Origin of the sequence: Kaistella montana (genome assembly GCF_024436175.1) — a bacterium.
Lineage (GTDB): Bacteria > Bacteroidota > Bacteroidia > Flavobacteriales > Weeksellaceae > Kaistella > Kaistella montana.
Map to the genome: position 1 here is coordinate 1,131,876 of NZ_JANFQP010000001.1, position 19,172 is coordinate 1,151,047.

The 19,172-nt window shown below is 37.7% G+C and carries 14 protein-coding genes; 12 read left to right on the top strand and 2 right to left on the bottom strand.

The window, feature by feature from the left end; all coding sequences use genetic code 11:
* From NOV28_RS05215 to NOV28_RS05255, 9 genes are all read left to right on the top strand, one after another.
* Complete coding sequence (locus tag NOV28_RS05215; protein WP_255928303.1) at positions 1-393, top strand: YkvA family protein; 393 nt, start codon at positions 1-3, stop codon at positions 391-393.
* Between the two features lie 143 nt (positions 394-536).
* Positions 537-1,382 carry an oxygenase MpaB family protein gene (locus NOV28_RS05220; RefSeq protein ID WP_255928305.1) on the top strand — a complete coding sequence of 282 codons (846 nt, stop codon included), beginning with the start codon at positions 537-539 and terminating at the stop codon, positions 1,380-1,382.
* Positions 1,325-1,669, top strand: coding sequence for a hypothetical protein (locus tag NOV28_RS05225; RefSeq protein ID WP_255928307.1), 345 nt, complete (start codon positions 1,325-1,327; stop codon positions 1,667-1,669). Before NOV28_RS05220 ends, NOV28_RS05225 begins: the two co-directional genes overlap by 58 nt.
* Before the next feature lie 103 nt (positions 1,670-1,772).
* Positions 1,773-4,283 carry a cation-translocating P-type ATPase gene (locus NOV28_RS05230; protein ID WP_255928308.1) on the top strand — a complete coding sequence of 837 codons (2,511 nt, stop codon included), beginning with the start codon at positions 1,773-1,775 and terminating at the stop codon, positions 4,281-4,283.
* Positions 4,284-4,453: 170 nt separating this feature from the next.
* Complete coding sequence (gene pyrF, locus NOV28_RS05235) at positions 4,454-5,812, top strand: orotidine-5'-phosphate decarboxylase (protein WP_255928309.1); 1,359 nt, start codon at positions 4,454-4,456, stop codon at positions 5,810-5,812.
* A 17-nt stretch (positions 5,813-5,829) separates the two neighbouring features.
* The gene (locus NOV28_RS05240) at positions 5,830-6,744 is read left to right on the top strand and encodes an AEC family transporter (protein WP_255928310.1); all 915 of its coding nucleotides are present in this window, start codon (positions 5,830-5,832) and stop codon (positions 6,742-6,744) included.
* A gap of 77 nt (positions 6,745-6,821) precedes the next feature.
* On the top strand, positions 6,822-7,526 hold the full coding sequence (locus tag NOV28_RS05245) for a DsbA family oxidoreductase (RefSeq protein WP_255928311.1): 705 nt from the start codon (positions 6,822-6,824) through the stop codon (positions 7,524-7,526).
* Positions 7,527-7,605: 79 nt separating this feature from the next.
* The gene (locus NOV28_RS05250; protein WP_255928312.1) at positions 7,606-8,178 is read left to right on the top strand and encodes a YceI family protein; all 573 of its coding nucleotides are present in this window, start codon (positions 7,606-7,608) and stop codon (positions 8,176-8,178) included.
* A 321-nt stretch (positions 8,179-8,499) separates the two neighbouring features.
* A complete protein-coding gene (locus NOV28_RS05255; RefSeq protein WP_255928313.1) occupies positions 8,500-11,319 on the top strand; it encodes a gluzincin family metallopeptidase in 2,820 nt (939 codons plus the stop codon).
* Positions 11,320-11,405: 86 nt separating this feature from the next.
* Here NOV28_RS05255 and NOV28_RS05260 read toward each other — a convergent pair whose 3' ends face one another.
* Complete coding sequence (locus NOV28_RS05260) at positions 11,406-12,188, bottom strand: T9SS type A sorting domain-containing protein (protein WP_255928314.1); 783 nt, start codon at positions 12,186-12,188, stop codon at positions 11,406-11,408.
* 255 nt (positions 12,189-12,443) lie between these two features.
* Between NOV28_RS05260 and NOV28_RS05265 the strand changes: the two genes are divergently transcribed.
* The gene (locus NOV28_RS05265) at positions 12,444-15,647 is read left to right on the top strand and encodes a DUF8818 domain-containing protein (protein ID WP_255928705.1); all 3,204 of its coding nucleotides are present in this window, start codon (positions 12,444-12,446) and stop codon (positions 15,645-15,647) included.
* A 13-nt stretch (positions 15,648-15,660) separates the two neighbouring features.
* On the opposite strand, the gene NOV28_RS05270 is transcribed toward NOV28_RS05265, so the two are convergent.
* On the bottom strand, positions 15,661-16,857 hold the full coding sequence (locus tag NOV28_RS05270; protein ID WP_255928315.1) for an exo-beta-N-acetylmuramidase NamZ family protein: 1,197 nt from the start codon (positions 16,855-16,857) through the stop codon (positions 15,661-15,663).
* A gap of 4 nt (positions 16,858-16,861) precedes the next feature.
* Here NOV28_RS05270 and NOV28_RS05275 point away from each other — a divergent pair, with 4 nt between their 5' ends.
* Positions 16,862-18,091, top strand: coding sequence for an ABC transporter permease (locus NOV28_RS05275; RefSeq protein WP_255928316.1), 1,230 nt, complete (start codon positions 16,862-16,864; stop codon positions 18,089-18,091).
* An 85-nt stretch (positions 18,092-18,176) separates the two neighbouring features.
* Positions 18,177-19,157, top strand: coding sequence for a PLP-dependent cysteine synthase family protein (locus NOV28_RS05280; RefSeq protein WP_255928317.1), 981 nt, complete (start codon positions 18,177-18,179; stop codon positions 19,155-19,157).
* The last annotated feature ends 15 nt before the right edge of the window (positions 19,158-19,172 follow it).

Sequence of the window (19,172 nt, forward strand, 5' to 3'; positions counted from 1 at the left end):
ATGAAAAAAAAGTTGATCCAATTTAAAGAACAGGTAAAAAAATTAAAACAAGAAACCGTTCCTATTTACTATGCACTATTCGACCATCATACACCTTGGTCAGCCAAGATATTAGCAGCACTTAAGGTTGTTTACTTATTGAGTCCCATTGATTTAATCCCAGATTTCATTCCGATTTTAGGTTTGCTGGATGATTTGATAATTGTTGCGTTGCTCATTAAAGCAACCTTACAGCTGATCCCAAACGACGTACTTGACGATATCAAGAGTAAAATTAACCGTGAAGAAAAACTGTCTACAAAATGGTATTATGCTTTGCCAATCATTCTGTTTTATGTCTATCTGTTGTTTTTACTTTTCAGTTATGCACGGCAGTGGTGGGATTTCGGATGACTTTCCTTAGTATAAAGATTTTAAGAGTCAATGATATTTTGCTAAACTATTCTGTGATAAGAAAAAAAAACTCATTTCATCCACCAACCTTAAGAAATTGGAGCGATTTTTGAAGATTAACAACGACTGAAAATTTCGCAGTAATGACTAAAAATCCATCCAACCAAACTTTCTGGAGTACTGGAAATGGCAAAGATTTTCGAGAATGGGCAGCAATTTCCGAAAGCAAAATTCCCCAAAACTTCGACACCCAACTGTTTTACCACTACGATTCAGAAGTCGATGAGTTGGCAAAAAAATGGCTCCAAAACGGCGACTTCAAAAAAATAATGCAATCCTTACACGGAAGTTCTGCGAGTATTGAACTTCCGGAAGATTATCTTTCACTGAAAAACAAAATGGCGACCGTTCCTGATTGGGTGAATTTCGACCTCATCCGAGAAGCAAGTGAACTTTCTCAGCGCAGCGGGCTCAACGGATTGCTGGTTCTCCGAAATTTTGCGCTTTTGGGTGGTTATTATTTTGCCAATCTTACCAAACCTTTGGTGGCGACCGGATCTTTGGAAAAAGGCGCTGTCCATCGGCTTTACAACACCCTTAGTTTTTGGGTTAACGTTTCCCGCACCTCAGCAAATGCTCAGGAATTGAGGCTTAATGCCTGTTTGAGAACCCGACTTGTTCATTCTGTTTCCCGATTGATGATTGAGCAAAAACAACCTGATTGGAATCAGGAGCAATATGGTGTTCCGATCAATCATGCCGATATGATCGCCACCAACATCGCTTTTACGGTGTATTATCTTTACGGTTTGCAAAAACTGAATTTTGATTTCACCGAAAAAGAGGAAGAAGGTATTTTTCATTTATGGAAATATGTGACCTGGATGTTGGGCGTGCCGGAAGAGGTCATTCCCAAAACAAAACCGAGGCGTTGCATTTCTTCTATTTCTGGACTCAATACCAATCTGCTCCAGACAAGGATTCGCTAATACTTACCGATTCGCTTCTTCATGAAAACACGGCGATCAACCTTTTGAAACTTGAGGTCGTAAAAAATAACATGGGCTACATTCATAAAAGTATTGCCAATTATCTTTTGGATGACCACATCAAAAAAAGCTTGGAAATTCCTACAGTTCCGTTGAAAAAAGTTGTACCGAATGCATTGAGGTTGAAGAATGAAATCACCCTTAACCGAGAAAAACAAATCGAAACCGGAAACCAGGAACAACAAAGCGTTCTTCAAGATTATAAAAACAATATTTCAGGGCATTAATTTTTCCGTAAAAACTATTTTTCGACTTTAATTAGTGGTATTTTTGTAAAGGAGTACGAATCTCATTTTGCTGGTGATTTTTGTTTAATTTTAATTAAATGCCATGCCTTACAACATTCCCAACCACCTGAAAGGACTTACTGAAGCTCAATTAAAAGCCTCTCGAAATCAATTTGGGTATAATGAAGTCGATCACCAGAAAAAAGATCAATGGTATTATTTGCTCCTCGACATCCTGAAAGAACCGATGTTACTACTGCTGATCGCGGTTGCCATCATTTATATCATTGTGGGCAATACTGCGGAAGCCATTTTTATGATCGCCGCTATTGTTGCAGTTACTGCCATCTCGTTCTATCAGGACAATCGCAGCAAAAAAGCGTTACAGGAATTAGAAAAACTCAATGAACCGCTAAGTGCTGTGATTCGGGATGGGAAAGTAGTTCAAATTCCCACCCATGAATTGGCTGTTGGGGATTTATGCATCATTGAAGAAGGAAAAATGATCAATGCCGACGGTAAAATCGTTCACAGCAATGATTTTTCTGTAAATGAATCTTCGCTTACCGGAGAAAGTTTTTCGGTATTTAAAAGCTCAACTACTGAAGATCCAAAGGTGTATAGTGGGACTCTTGCTGTTTCAGGTTTAGCTGTTTTCGAAGTAGAAAAAATCGGGCAAGAAACCCAATTAGGCCAAATCGGGCAATCCATCCATTCCATCGATGAAGAACGTTCCCCACTCTATCTTCAAATCAACCAATTTGTGCGGAATATGGCGATTTTCGGTTTATTGATTTTCTTAATGGTTTGCGTATATAGCTATATAAAAACCCCAAATATTCTCGACAGTCTTTTAGCCGGACTTACTTTGGCGATGTCGGTTTTGCCGGAGGAAATTCCGGTGGCGTTTACCACTTTTATGGCATTGGGAGCCTGGAAACTGATGCGAGAAGGCATCATCATCAAACGTAGCAGTGTAGTAGAAACTTTAGGAAGCACTTCGGTTATCTGTACCGATAAAACAGGTACCATTACTGAAAACTCCATGCAGTTGCAAGCTTTGTATGATTTTAAAACCAATCGGGTTTACAATGAAACAGATTTTAAACTCCCTGAAGTTTCGTCGCTGATTGCTTATGCGATGTGGAGCAGCGAGCCGGTTCCTTTCGATCCTATGGAAAAGACCCTTCATCGAATTTATCAGGAAAACCATGCGAATGACGAAAGGACGAATTTCCAAATGATTCATGAATATCCACTCGACGGAAAACCGCCGATGATGACCCATCTTTTTGAAAATTCTTCAGGAGAAAGAATCATTGCCGCAAAAGGTGCTCCCGAAGTTATTTTGGAAGTTTCTCATCTTCCGGAAGCGCAAAAAACCTTATTGAGAGCGCAAATTCTGGAATTCGGGAAAAATGGTTGGCGTGTATTGGGTGTTGCAAAAGGCCATTTTGAAGGCCATGAATTTCCCGAAAAACAACAGGATTTTAATTTTGAATTTCTAGGATTTACGGTATTTTATGATCCACCTAAAAAAGACATTAAAGAAGTTTTCCAGAAGATTGATGACGCCGGAATCAAAGTAAAAATCATCACCGGAGATCATGCAGATACCACCCAAGCTATCGCACAACAGGCTGGAATTGCCCATTCCGGACATGCCGTAAACGGAAGCGAAATTGTAGAATGCTCTGAAAGTGAATTGCAAGAATTATCTGCGAAAACCATTCTGTTTACCCGCATGTTTCCGGAAGCTAAATTAGCCATGATTAATGCCTTAAAAAGAAACGGCGAAGTGGTTGCCATGCTCGGAGATGGGGTGAATGATGCTCCCGCACTGAAAGCCGCCCACATCGGCGTTGCAATGGGAAACAAAGGCACCGAAATCGCCAAAGCTGCCGCTTCGCTGGTGATTACGAATGATGATTTGGGCAAACTGATTACCGGAATTGCAGCAGGTCGAAGAATTTATGCGAACATCAAAAAAGCCATTCAGTATATTATTTCCATTCATATTCCGATTATTCTTACGGTTTCTTTGCCTCTATTTTTAGGTTGGATTTATCCGCAGATTTTCACGCCGGTTCATGTGATTTTTCTAGAACTGATTATGGGTCCCACCTGCTCTATTGTGTACGAAAATGAGCCTTTAGAGAAAAACGCGATGCAACAAAAACCAAGGAAAATGACCGATACCTTCCTCAATGGAAAAGAACTTTCCATCAGTATTGTTCAAGGTTTAATCATTACTTTAGGCGTTTTGGGTGCGTATCAGTACACGGTACAAATGGGAGGTTCCGAGGAAAAAACCCGTGCAGTGGTTTTCACTACATTAATTTTCTCAAACATCCTCCTCAGTTATGTGAACCGTTCTTTCTACTACAGCGTTTTGGAAACTTTCAAAAACCGAAATCTACTTTTGTTTGGGGTAACCACCATTACACTTTTGGTTTTAGCAGCGATCCTTTTCATTGAACCGGTGACTCGTTTTTTCAAGGTGACTTCGCTTTCCGCATCGGAAATTGGGTTTGCTGCGTTGGTGGCGTTTGCTTCTGTGATTTGGTTTGAAGGATTTAAATTGTGGAAAAGGATTGGGAAACCGAGAGATTAGTTTTTTAGAGGAAAGAAAAAAGAAGAAAGAGAAAAGATTTTTTTTAGTTATATAATAATCATTTAATGTTTTAATCTTTTATTCATCCGTGATATTTAATACTTTTTAACCTTTTAAGTTTCTGTAAAATTTCTCTGAAAACCCTAACTTTGTGCTAAAGTAAAAAGTAAATGGAAAATAAAAAGGATTTCTTTCTCGAATGCTACCAACTCGGCATTATCAAATTCGGACGTTTCACCCTAAAAAGCGGTATTGAAAGTCCGTTCTATGTAGATCTTCGGCCATTGGCTTCTGATCCGAAAATTTTAAAACGACTCGCTAATTACCTGCTCGATATGCTTCCGCTGGATAATTTCGACCTCATTTGTGGTGTTCCATACGCTGCGCTTCCAATGGCAACGGCGATGTCGCTGGAAAGTTTTCTTCCATTAATTATCAAAAGAAAAGAAGCTAAAGAATACGGCACGAAGAAAATGCTTGAAGGCATCTTCCAAAAAGGGCAAAACTGTCTATTGGTAGAAGATGTCATCACGAGTGGAAAATCACTTTTGGAAACCATTCCGGAAATTGAGAATGAAGGAATTTCGGTTTCCGATATTGTGGTGGTTTTGGACCGTCAACAAGGAGGCAAAGAAATGCTCGAAAGCAAAGGTTACCGAGTTCATACCTTGTTTACGATTTCAGAAGTTTGTACAATTTTGAAGGAAGAAGGTCATTTATCAGATGATGAAGTGGCGAGAATTCATGACTTTCTTGAAGGAAATGAAGTGAAATTCGAAGAGAAAAAACGCCCAACTTATGAACAGAAACTCGAAAGTGCAGAACATTCTGTCGCCAAAAAACTTTTGGAAATTTCTATTGAAAAAAAATCAAACCTTATTGCTTCTGCCGATGTAATCACGACCCAAGAACTTTTAGATTTTGCCGAAAAAGTTGGTCCACACATCGTTGCACTCAAAACTCATATTGATATTATCACCGATTTCGATCCGGACAAAACCATTCTTCCGCTGAAAGATTTGGCAACGAAATACAATTTCCTTTTGATGGAAGACCGCAAATTTGCCGACATCGGGAACACTCAGGAATTGCAGTTTTCTTACGGAATTTATAAAATTTCAAATTGGGCAGATTTTGTCACTTCCCATGTTATTGGCGGTTACGATTCATTGGATTGCTTCCTGAATGTAGGCGTTGTAGCGATTTTAGGAATGTCATCCAAAGGAACTTTGACCGATAAAAATTACCAAGAAGAAGCGCTGAAAGTAGCCCAATCTCACCCGAATGTAATTGGTGGAGTTTCCCAAAAACAATTGCCGGAAGAGCTTTTACTCTTCACTCCCGGTGTGAATCTATCGGATTCTGGTGATGGAAAAGGACAGCAATACAACACTCCAGAACATGTTTTCAGGAATTTACAAACCGATTTCATGATTGTAGGTCGTGGAATTTACAGAGCTGATGATGTCGAAAAAGCAGCACTTCGATACAAAATTGCAGGCTGGAACGCCTATTTGGAGAGTTTGTAAACCTAAAAGATTCATTCTTGTCAAATTTAATTCTCCTCTTTCTCTGTTTGTTTCTGGGATTTTTTCTCAGAAAGGCCAAACTTTTCCCTGAAAATGGTCATTTAGCGCTGAATTCCTTTGTCATTAATATATCGCTTGCTGCGCTTTCGCTGTATTATATCCCGAAAATCATCATCAGTTACGAAGTGATTTTTCCGGTGGCTATTGCGTGGTTGAATATCTTTCTGGCTATGGTATTTTTCAGTATTCTTGGAAAAAAAATGGGCTGGTCGAAAGCGGTAATCGGCGCATTGATTATGTGTGCCGGTTTCGGAAATACTTCCTTTGTTGGCATTCCAGTTATCCAATCTATATTCGGAGAAAGCGGGCTGAAAACCGTGATGCTTGCGGATCAACCCGGCTCTTTTGTAGCATTGTCCACCGTTGGAATTGCTGTGGCCAACTTCTATTCTGGAGGCAAAAGTTCGGTAGTGGAAATCTTAGGAAAAATCATTCGTTTTCCTCCTTTCTTGGCATTTTCGGTAGCGGTAATTCTGAATATTTTACAAATTGAGATCCCACACGATCTCGATGAAGTTTTCAGAAAGCTGGGTGATACAACGGTTCCGTTGGCATTGGTTTCTGTGGGAAGTCAGCTTCAATGGCAGAAATTGGATTCCGACACCAAACCACTATTTTGGGGACTTTTATTTAAGTTAATGCTTTTTCCGGCGTTTATTTTTGTTTTCTATTTTATCCTTTTAAAACAACGAGGAGAAATAATTGAAATCTCATTTCTGGAATCTGCGATGGCTCCGATGATTACTGCGGGAATTATCGCTGCTTCGCACAAATTAGAGCCCAAACTCTGCAATTTGATGATCGGTGTAGGAATTCCGTTGTCGTTTATTACGTTGGCTTTCTGGTATTTGGTTCTTCATTTTTGTATTTAAGTAGGAATTGTTTCTTACCTTACATCAACGATAATTGGGAAGAAGGTTTGTAACTTTGATTTATTAAATTTAACAACATGAAAGTAGATATTTGGAGCGATATTCGCTGTCCGTTTTGCTATGTCGGGAAGAAAAAGTTTGAAAAAGCACTCGAACAATTTCCCAATTCAGACCAAATAGAAGTTCAGTGGCATAGTTTTCAGCTGGATCCTAATTTGGTTTCGCAGCCTGATAAAAATCCTTATGAATATTTCACCGAAATGAAAGGAATTTCGATGGAACAAGCCAAAGCGATGCACGAACATGTGAAAAATGCAGGCAAAGAAGCGGGAATTGATTTTAATTTTGATGATTCTAAAGTAGCCAATTCGCATCGAGGACATCTGCTCATCCAACTTGCCAATAAGAAAAACATTGGAAATGAGATGGAAGAAGCGATGTTTAAAGCCCAATTTATCGATGGAAAAAACATTGATGATGAAGCTGCCCTTTTGGAAATTGGACAATCGGTAGGTCTTACAAAAGATGAAATTCAGGACGCTTTACATTCTGATAATACCGCACACGCCGTTTCACAAGACGGATTATTGGCTCGACAATTAGGCATTAATGCGGTTCCTTTTTTCGTATTTAATGACAAATATGGAGTTTCCGGTGCGCAACAACCCGAACTTTTTCTAGAAATTTTGGAAAAATCTTTTTCCGAATATTCCGCAGGAGACCAAGGTTTGAAAATCATCAACAGTGGCGACCAATGCGACATCAACGGAAATTGTGATTGATTTCTTATCTTACATCAATGCTCCACAGAATTCAACGAACTACCTTTGCACTATTAATTTTAACAATAAAAAAAGTATCATGAAAAAAATCTTATCCATCCTTACCGTTTTATTATTTTCGGTTTCCACCTTTGCACAATTGGTTTTAAAAAGCGATCCGGCACACTCTAGAATTCAATTTGCAGTAATGCACCTTGGAATCAACGATATCACAGGAAACTTTGACAAAGCAGCATTAACCATTAATGCCGATGAAAAAAACTTTGTGAACTCTACCCTATCTTTTTCTGCGGACACCAACTCTATCAACACTCATGTTGAAGCCAGAGACAACCACTTGAAAAGTGCAGATTTTTTTGAGGCAGAAAAATTCCCAACATTAGATTTCACCAGCACTTCTTTGACCAAAACTAAAAAGAATTACTACACTTTGAAAGGTAATCTTACAATGCATGGCGTTACAAAACCAGTTACTTTGACCTTGGTTTACAGAGGTTCTACCGTCAACGCAATGAACAAAAAAACCACTTATGGTTACCAAGTTTTGGGAACTTTGAAAAGATCAGATTTCAACATCGGAGCTAAATTTCCAGCAACAATGATTAATGATTTGGTAAGAATCAAAGGAGATTTTGAATTAACAGCAGAATAATAGTTAATAGTTTTTATAGTGGAAACGGAAATTCGGGAAACTGAGTTCCCGTTTTTTTATGGTAAACTTATAAATCTTTTAATAGAAGTCGGCTTAAAAATATATTTTACAAGCATGAAGCTTTTCTCCAAAAGATAAAGTCTTTTTTCAGTGCAATTTTGCGCTATTCCTACGATGATTACAGAGCACGGTATTTTGTGAAATACCGTGTTACACAAAATATCAAAAAAAATCGTTATCAAAGTCAAAAACCAACAAAAAACAGATAAACAATAGCATTTCATTTAAAAAAACATCATTATATTTGATCGAATTTAAACGATGAAAATATTTTTTTGCGGTTTTATGCTGATTACGAATATTGTTGCGATTTCTGCGCAACAAGACAGCATCTACATTGAAGCCAAAATCCCTGAAAACAAAAAGCAAATTACTGTACATCAGAAGATTACTTACTATAACAATACTGAAAATGATTTAGAGCAAATTAAACTTCTAAACTGGATTTCTGCCTACAAAACCCGAAACACATCGCTAGTTTACCGCAAATTGGAAGATCGAAAAAGCGATTTGCACTTTGCAAAACCCGAAGAATTAGGCAGTGTAGAAAACCTTAACATCGAGATTGAAGGGAAACCTGTTGCGGGAATTGACGCTTCATTGGAAAATATTTTCGTTCCGCTTTCTACTAAACTAGCGCCCGGAAAAAAAGTAAAAATCACCTTAAATTATCAGCTGAACTTGCCTTCGCAGAAATTTACCGGATACGGAAGCGACGGAAAAAAAGTGGCTTTGAAATATTTTTTTCTGGTTCCCGATGGCTTCGACCAAGAAAACCAAAATCAGAAAAACTTCATTGATATTGAAGAAAATCAAAACCCTGGAAATCACTGGAAAGTAAACTTCGACATTCCCGTAAACCATTATTCACAAAGCAATCTTCAGGAAATTCAGCCCAATTATTTCGAAGGTAATTTGGTGAATGATCCCGAATTTTTGATTTCAGAAAACAACTTTCCGACGATTACTACTTTAATTAATGGACAAAAAATATTGGTTCAATTCGGATATCATTTGACGGAAACCGAAAAGCAAAATCTGGAATTTTATCTTCCGCTACAGCTTAATTTCATCAAAGTAAAAACCGGTTTTCTGCCCTCGAAAGTCTTTATCAGTGAGAAATTCCGCGAATCGGAAAACTTCACAGGTTTGGATGACATCAAATTCTGGAAATTCCGTTATCCACTCTTTACCGAAGCTGAAAAAATCGATCTTAATTACTTCAGTATTTTGTCGAAAAAAGTGGTCGAACAATCTGCCATTTTCGAAAAAAATTCCGATCACTGGTTGATGAATGGCTTGAAAACCTATCTCGAAATACAGTACATCGAAAGGTATTACAAAGACCGAAAATTATTGGGTGATTTACCGGAAAACATGTCGGTTTTCGGACTTAAACCTTTAAAAATATTTCATGCCTCAAAATTGAAGCTTTCTGAAAGATACGGACTTGCGTACCAATACATTATGACGCAAAACCTGGATCAACGCATTGGCGAAAACTATGAATCACTAAGTAATTTCAATGCTACAGCGATCAGCCATTTCGAAACCGGAAGTCTGTTTTCTTTTATTGCGGAAAAAATGGGAAAAGAGAAATTTGATGATTTTGTGATTTCTTTTTTACACAAAAATGCAGGAAAGCCAATCGATAAAAAAGTTTTTTTGGATGAATTGACGCTCGCTTCCGGATATTCTTCAGATTTTTTAGAGGAATTTATACAACATAAAAACCGGGTGAATTTCCAATTAAAGCGTTTCAAAAGAATCGACAATGATTTCCAAGTAAAAGTGGCCAAAAATACCGAACACACCATTCCTTTCAAAATAGAAACTGAGAAAAAAGAAGGTGAAAAATCCGAATTTTGGTTTGATACTGATGATTCCAAAGCATCGAAGGTTTATAATATTCCTCAAGCTGATGCCGAAAAAATTGTGATTAACAGCGGCTATATTTTCCCTGAGAAAAACTTCCGCGACAATTATCTTTATACAAAAGGTGTATTTGCAAATACCAAAAAAATACGGCTTAAAGTTTTTAAAGACATTCCGAATCCTGAGTTTAATGAAGTTTATCTGAATCCGAGAGTTAATTTCAATGTTTACGACAGGGTTTTGGTAGGATTAAATTTTAAGAACACCTCTCTTTTCGAGCGTAAATTTAATTATTCATTCACCCCTTATTTCAGTTCAGGAACGGGGAAACTTACCGGTTCCGGCGGAGTTTCATATTCTTTTCAGCCTGCTGAGAGTTTCTACAGAAGTTTGGATGTGGGCGTTTCGGGTTCTTATTTTCATTATGATTATGATTTGACTTATCGAAAATTTTCAGCTTTCGCCAATTTTAATTTCAGCAAAAACCCTCGAAGCGACATCGGCAGAAGTTTAGGGCTTTCCTATAATTTTTTCGAAAAAGAACTCACTCCTGCGATGGTTGCAGCTAATGAATACGGCAAATACAACCTTTGGAATCTGGGTTACGGATATTCGGACAGAAGACTCATTCATGAAAAATACCTGAGCGGAAACCTTCAATGGATGGAAGATTTTCAGAAAATTTCGGGAGAAGCTTTCTACCGTTGGGAATTTGCCAAGGACAAAAAAGTGAGTTTCCGGTTTTTCGGAGGTTACTTTATCACCAATAAAACCAAGAACAATTTGTTTGATTACGGAATTTCGAAGGTTTCGAATTATGCGTTTTCTTACGGACTTTTGGGCCAAAGTGCAACGAGCGGATTGCTTTCACAGCAGTTGATTTTGGCAGAAGGCGGTTTCAAATCTTATCTCGGCAACACCGCCAATCAGTGGATTACTTCGGTGAATGTAGATTCTCACGTTTGGCGATGGTTTAATGTGTATGCGGATGCGGGAGTTTACAAAAACCGGTTGCAAGATCCGCAATTCATTTGGGATTCCGGGGTAAAGGTGAAGGTGATTCCGGATTTTCTGGAAGTTTATTTTCCGGTGCAGAGTTCGCTTGGTTTTGAGCCTTCGTTTAAAGATTATGGGAAGAGAATACGTTTTACTTTGGTACTGAATTTCTCTGCCGTAACCAATTATTTCAGGAGAGGATGGTTTTGAGAAGCTTGATGTTGGGTGATGCATGCAAATATCAACAAAAAAGCCGCTTTTTTCTAAAGCGGCTTTCAAAATATTTATAAAAAATATTAGTTTTTGATTACTTTTCTGCTCATTTTCGCAGAACCGTTATCTACAGTAACGATATAAGTTCCTTTCGCCATTGAAGAAGTGTTGATTGCTTCACCATTGCTCACTCTGTTTGAGCTTACCAATCTTCCTTCAGCTGAATAAATATTTACCGTAGCTCTTTCTGGAAGCATTACTCTCAACTCATTACCAACGATCGTGTTCATTTTTACGGCTTTGTCGAACGACTTTACATCAGTAACAGCCATAGTAGATTTGTCTGCAAAAAGTACATCATCAACATAAATCACTCCACCATTGTTAGTTGCGCTTTCACCATAAACTCTTAAACCTGGTCTTGCAACGGTTGCTCCTGCATTTGGCATAGCTTCCGCAGTGAAAAATTTCCACTCTGGAGAGTCTACAGAAAAATCTGCAGCCTGCATAGCGTTTGCACCTGTATCTGCTGTATTTCTAAATTGATTCCAGTACTTAAATTTCGCATTTGGAGTATTGTCTAAATACCATCCTGAAAACACGTAAGTTTTAGTAAGATCTACCGGAATATCGGTAGTTGGACTGATTGTTCTGTTACCTGATGCAGAAGCTGGAGCAGTAATTCCAACTGCAAAAGTTCCACTATGTGCATTTGCACCAGTACCCTGAACAATTGTAGTACCTGTAACGAACCAACCATCTGGAGCCGTACCAGTCCAAGCCTCAAATCCTGGATTTGGCATTAAATTTTGTGCAGATACCGCTGCAACGGCTGTAATTCCTAAAATTGTAAAGATTTTTTTCATAATAAAAATTTAAAAGTTAATTTAGTCAAATTTACAAAAAAAATGATATCAGCAATGAATACTTGCATAAATTAACAGAAAGTTAATTATCATTATGCTTGAGAAATAATTCGTTTAAATAACATCCTAATTTATTCCTTTTATTTCAAATTTCTCAACCCAAAAACAAAAACAATTTTAAAGGCAGTTTTTCGTTACTTTTACACACCTTATTTTTAAGAAATTTTGGCGAGAAAATTACTTTTATTTATTTTCATGGTTGCTGCATTTTGTCTTACAAATGCTCAGATTTTCACATGGAAAAATCCCAATTTTCCGAAAGATTCCACCAAAAAAGATTCCGTAATAGCTGCAAAAATCGACCTGGATTTCTTCACCAAAGACACGCTCGATTTCATTCGAACGCCTGATAAATTCATTCTTGACGAAGGAATTTTGGTTAAAAATACGCGTTCTCAAATCTTGGAAGATCTCAATTCCAAAGGTTCTATCATCCGTGGAATTACGTTTGGCAACAACCAAGGACAAAGCGTTCAAAGTTCGATGGATTTGCAGATTTCAGGGAAATTATCCAAAGACGTTTCGGTTTTGGCGTCGATTTCCGATCACAATTTGCCCATTCAAGCCGATGGATACACGCAAACTTTAGAAGAATTCGACAAAATCTACATGCAACTCAACATCAAAGATCGCTCAATTTTGCGTGCCGGACATTTAGATTTGCTCGATGAAAACACCTATTTCGGACGTTATCAAAGGCGAAGTATGGGAATGCAGTTTCAGACTAATTTCGGGAAAGAAAACAAAACTTTTGTAGATGTTTCAGCGGGATTTGCCCGAAGCGAATTTCACCGAATTCGTTTTCAAGGCGTTGAAGGAAATCAAGGTCCATACCGATTGAATGGGAAAAATGGCGAGCAATTCATTACCATCATTTCCGGATCGGAGCAGGTTTTCATCGACGGAATTTTGATGAAACGTGGTGAAAATCAGGATTATGTGATCAATTACAACACCGGAGAAATCACATTTACCAGTTTCCGGCCGATTTTTAAGCAGAATTTTATTACGATTTCATACAATTACGCCAACCGAAATTACATCCGATTTTTGGTTACGGGAAGCATTCAACATCAACGGGAAAAAGCGAAATATGGTTTCAATTGGTTCGTGGAAAACGACAATAAAAACGCACCACTTTCATTAAATTTAAGCAAAGAAGACGAGCTAATTCTCGCCAATGCGGGTAACGATTCCAACCAAATGTATGCGCCTTCCGGAACGGTTTCGGAATATGATGTGAACAAAGTTCTTTACCAAATCATCGAAAATCCGAACGGAAATTATTATGAATTTTCGACCGATCAAACGCAGACTTTGTATCAAGTTTCTTTCACTTATTTTGGTGCAAATTCCGGCGATTATCGCATCAAACAAACCACCAACAATGGGCGAGTTTTCGAATATGTGGGCAATAATTTGGGCGATTACAAAGCCGTTCGAAAATTACCGGCTCCACAAAAAACTCAGGTTTTCTCAGGAAATACCGAATTTTTATTAAAAGATGGAAAAGTGGGCGCCGATTTCTCGCTCAGTAATTACGATGTGAACCTTTTTTCGTCGAAAGATGCACATCAAAACGTCGGTTATGCCGGAAGAGTTTTCGGTTTTAAAACTTTCACTAAAAACAACTGGAAAGGAACGCCAAGTTTTGAATTTCAGCACATTAATTCGCAATTTCATATTTTAGATAGAATTAATGATGTTGAATTTTCGCGGGATTTCAATTTGAATCAAGAATTTAATCAAATCACACAGAATCGATTGATTTTCAGTTTTTTAAACCAATGGAAAAACCAATCCTATTTAAATTATAAAATCAACTACCTCGATGAAAAGGAAAATTATCGCGGGATAAAAAACGATCTTGATTTTGGCTTTAAAAAAGGAAAAACAAGCATGAAAGGAAACTTTTCTTACCTCGATACGAAAGCGACTTTTCAGAATACACAATATTTGCGAAGTGGCATTATTACTGAGTATTCCACCGAAAAAGGAAGTTGGGGAATCGGTGCGAATATGGAAAACAATGTGAAAAAGTTCAACGAAACTCAGCTTTTGGATGTGAGCAGTTTCCGGTGGAAAGAAGCATTTATTCAGAAAAAAATCGGTGATTCGACACGTACGAAATTGCTCGCGAAAGCTTATTTTCGAGACAATGATTCGGTACGGAAAAATTCATTAGAAAACATGAATCACATTTTGGGAATTGTAGCGGAAAGTCAAATCATTAAAACCGAAAAAACTACGCTCAACGCTTTAATTCATTACCGAAAATTCTATTATCAGAACGAGGAAGTCGCCGAAAATTTCAACCAAGATTTTGTGGTCGGAAACTTGATGTACAACCAACAATTGTTTCGAAATGGGATGCGTTTGCAGGCTTTTTATGAATTAGGAAATGGACAGGAAGCTCAGCGCGAGTTTCAGTATATCAAAGTAACCGACGGACAAGGCGTGTACAAATGGACCGATTATAACGGCGACGGGATACAACAACTGGACGAATTTGAAACCGCTGAATATGCTGATTTGGCACAGTACATAAGGGTTTACACCAATACGGTGAATTATTTACCTTCTAATAAAAATAAATTGCAACTGGCTTTATTTGTGAATCCGTCGGTGGTTTTCAACTCGGAAAACCGGTTTTTGAAACGGTGGAATTTTAATATTTCCCTCAATTCTCAAAATTCATTTTATAAAAGAGATCGGGTTTTTGTGCTCAATCCTTTTGAAAAAAATGAAGATCAGATTCTTAAAAATCAAAATCTACTCGCTTCTGTACAATTCAATCCTACGGAAAAGTCCGGCTGGAATGGGAATTACCGTTTTATTGCCAACGATAATCTGATCAATGCGAATTTCAGTAATGAGGAAAGGTCACAGACTTCACATTTCCTGAATTTGGGTTATTGGTTCAATAAAAATTTCCGTATAGATTGGGAAAACTCGGCGCATCAAATAGGAAATGTGTCGCAGCTTTTCAATTCGAGAGATTATCTTTTGAATAATTTCGAAACAAAACCGAAAGCAACTTATAAATTCACCGAAAAACTGCAAGCTGAAATTTCCTCCGCATGGCGACAAAAAACCCGAAAAGACGGTGAAGAGCTCCTAAAAACCCTTGATTTAACCGGAAGTTTGCAGTGGGATTGGAGAAAAACATCGGTTCGGGGGAATTTTTCTTTTATTAATAATGATTTCACGGGGAATAATTTCACGATCGTCGGAAACCAAATGCTTGATGGCTTAAAACCAGGAAAAAACCAGGTTTGGTCGGTATTTTTGCAACAAGCGGTGAATTCATTGATTCAACTCAACGTCAACTACGAAGGTAGAAATTCTGGGGAACGAACCATTCATATTGGATCTGTTCAGGTGAAGGCGAGTTTTTAAGAGGAAACGAAAATTAGTCCTCATAAATCACATATTTGCTTCTGATTTTCTGAAAGTTGGCAAGATCGTTTTTCCAAGAATCCTTGATTTCTTCGGCAGTTTTTCCTGCTATGATCTGCTTTCTCAATTCATCCGAACCTGCTAATTTATCAAAGAACAGATTCTTTAAAAAGAAATTTTGATCTTTGTTTTTATAATTTTTGTAGGCAGATAACAACCAATCTATATTCAATTCTCGCCAATCGGGATTTGTTGTTGAAAGATTTTCTCCGTAACATAATTTTCCGTTTAAGAAAGGATCTTTCGCACCAAAATTAGGTCTTGGAGTAAACTGATAAGGCATATTTTTCGTCCATGGACTTCCGTAAATCTGGAAAGGCAAATCGGTACCGCGACCAACGGAAACTTGCGTACCTTCGAAGAAGCAAAGACTTGGATATAAGTTAATGGCAGTATCATTTGGCAAGTTTGGTGATGGTTTGTCTGAAACCCCATAACGCTGCTTTTTGTGGTAATTCAACATCGGAATTAACGTGTATTTCGCCTGAACTTTGTTATTCAGCCATTGTTCACCGTTTACCATTTTACCATATTCACCAATCGTTAAACCATACACCACGGGAATATTGTGCATTCCTATAAAACTTTTCCATTCGTTTTTCATCAGTGGACCATCGATGTAACCATCATGTGGATTCGGACGATCGAGAACGATTACTTCCACGTTATTTTCTGCCGCAGCTTCCATCACATAAGTTAAGGTAGAAATATAAGTGTAAAAACGAACTCCAACATCCTGAATATCAAATAAAACCACATCAATATCTTTCAATTGTTCCGGTTTCGGTTTTTTATTGCTACCGTAAAGTGACACAATTGGGATTCCGGTTTTGGTATCAACACCGTTTTTTACGTGTTCACCAGCATCAGCATCACCACGAAAGCCATGTTCCGGTGCGAAAATGGATTTTATTTTGACCTTATTTTTCACTAAAAAATCCACCAAAAAAGTTTTATCCTGCAACAATCCGGTTTGGTTGGTAACCACGGCAATCGTTTTATCTTTCAGTAACGGAAGGTAAAGTTCAGGTCGATCAGCACCGGTTTTGAAGCAATTATCTGCTGAATTTTGTGCAAAATTTAAAGGGCAAAACCCAAAATAAATTAGCACAAGTAGAAGTAAATCTTTAAATTTGAGTTTTAAATTCATCTGCTTGAAATTTCCATTATATTTTTCTAAAAAAATAGCTTTTTCCAAAGATAACAAAAATAATCTTTCACGGGTTATTGTCTTTATTGGTCGGCTTTCCGTTGCGTTAGGCGTTATTGTTTCCTTAATCACGGTTTCCACCGGTTTGGGTTCCAAAAAAGCAATTAAAGAAAGAATGGCCGATTTTTCCGGGCATATTTCCATCAAATCCGAACAATCCAACAATTCTTATAATTCTTCAATTCTGAATACGGAAGGGCTTCAGCTTAATAAAATAAAGGCTTTACCCGATGTAGCTTCTACCCAAAGTTATGTTTCAGTAAGTGGAATTTTAAGGAACGAACATAATTTTGCAGGAATTATTTTCAAAGGAATCGGAAAAGATTTTGATGCCGAAAGATTTCAAAAATTTTTGATCACCGGAACCACTCCGAAAGTCACCGAAAAAGGTTTTAACAACGGAATTTGCATCTCTCAAAAAATCGCCAATGATTTGCATCTGAACGTGAAAGACAGTATCGTAGCGATTTTTTCCAAAGAAAATCAAAGTCCGCTTTACCGAAAATTTGAAGTGGTAGGAATTTACAAAACCGATATTAAAATGATTGATGATTTATTCGTCATCGGTGGGATTAATCATGCTCGAAGAATTCAGGGGATGAAAAACAACGAAGTCGGCGGCGTAGACGTTTTCCTAAAAAACATTAACAATATTGATGATGATGCACCAAGAATCGACGAACTCGCAGGCTACAAAAATTACACGGTAAAAGCGACCGACGAGTATCCTCAAATTATGGATTTCATAGCGATTTTCGATACCAATATTGCTTTAATCATTATCATCATGCTCGTTGTAGTCATCATCAATATCGTGATGGTACTATTAATATTGATTATCGAACGCACCAATTCTATCGGAATGCTGAAAACTTTGGGAGCGAGCAATGGGCAGATTCGTACAATTTTTATTAATTATACTTTGTTGATCATGATTCCAGGATTGATTGTCGGGAATTTCATTGGATTAGGATTTTTGCTTTTACAAAAATATTTTGGCATTATTAAATTAAATCCCGAAAACTATTATTTAAGCGTAGTTCCGGTTGATCTCAATATTATTTACATCCTTTCCATTTCACTAGGAATGCTTATTGTGTCGGCTATTTCACTTATTTTACCAAGCTATTTAATCAGTAAAATTTCTCCGGTAAAAGCTATTAAATACAATTAATTTTTAAAATTATATCTTTGCAAATTCGTAATTAAATAAAATATTTTTACGAAAAATTCAATTTATAAAAGAAATTAAAATTTATATGAAATACGCACAAAATATCCTCGAAACCATCGGAAATACACCATTGGTAAAGCTCAACAAAGTTTTGGGTGACAATTTTCCGGCATTGGTTTTGGCGAAAGTAGAAACCTTCAACCCAGGAAATTCTGTGAAAGACAGAATGGCGCTGAAAATGATCGAAGACGCCGAAAAAGATGGCAGATTGAAACCCGGCGGAACCATTATTGAAGGGACTTCCGGCAACACCGGAATGGGTTTGGCTTTGGCGGCAATTATCAAAGGTTACAAATGTATTTTCGTAACCAATTCCAAACAATCGAAAGAAAAATGTGATATTTTACGTGCTGTTGGTGCAGAAGTAATCGTTTGTCCGACGGATGTGAAACCGACCGATCCACGTTCGTACTACTCCGTTTCTAAAAGATTAGCAAAGGAAACCGAAAACGGTTGGTACGTGAATCAATACGATAATTTGTCGAACAGAACCGCGCATTACGAACAAACCGCTCCTGAAATTTGGGAACAAACCGAAGGCAAATTGACCCATTTCGTGGCTGGAGCAGGAACGGGCGGAACCATTACAGGTTGTGGAAAGTTTTTCAAAGAGAAAAGTACCGACATTAAAGTGATCGCGGTGGATACTTACGGTTCGATTTTGAAAGAAATTCATGAAACCGGGGAAGTTCATTTAGAAAATGCTTACACCTATATCACAGAAGGTATTGGCGAAGATATTCTTCCAGAAAACTTCGACATGTCAGTGATCGATCACTTCGAAAAAGTAACCGATAAAGACGGCGCCATCTACGCCAGAAAACTCGCGAAAGAAGAAGGAATTTTCTGTGGATATTCTGCAGGAAGCGCAATTTCAGCGTTGGTTCAAATGAAAGATCAATTTACCAAAGATGATGTGATTGTGGTTTTGCTTCACGATCACGGCTCCAGATATGTTGGAAAAATCTACAATGACGATTGGATGAAAGAGCAAGGTTGGCTGTAGAATTACATTCAAGAT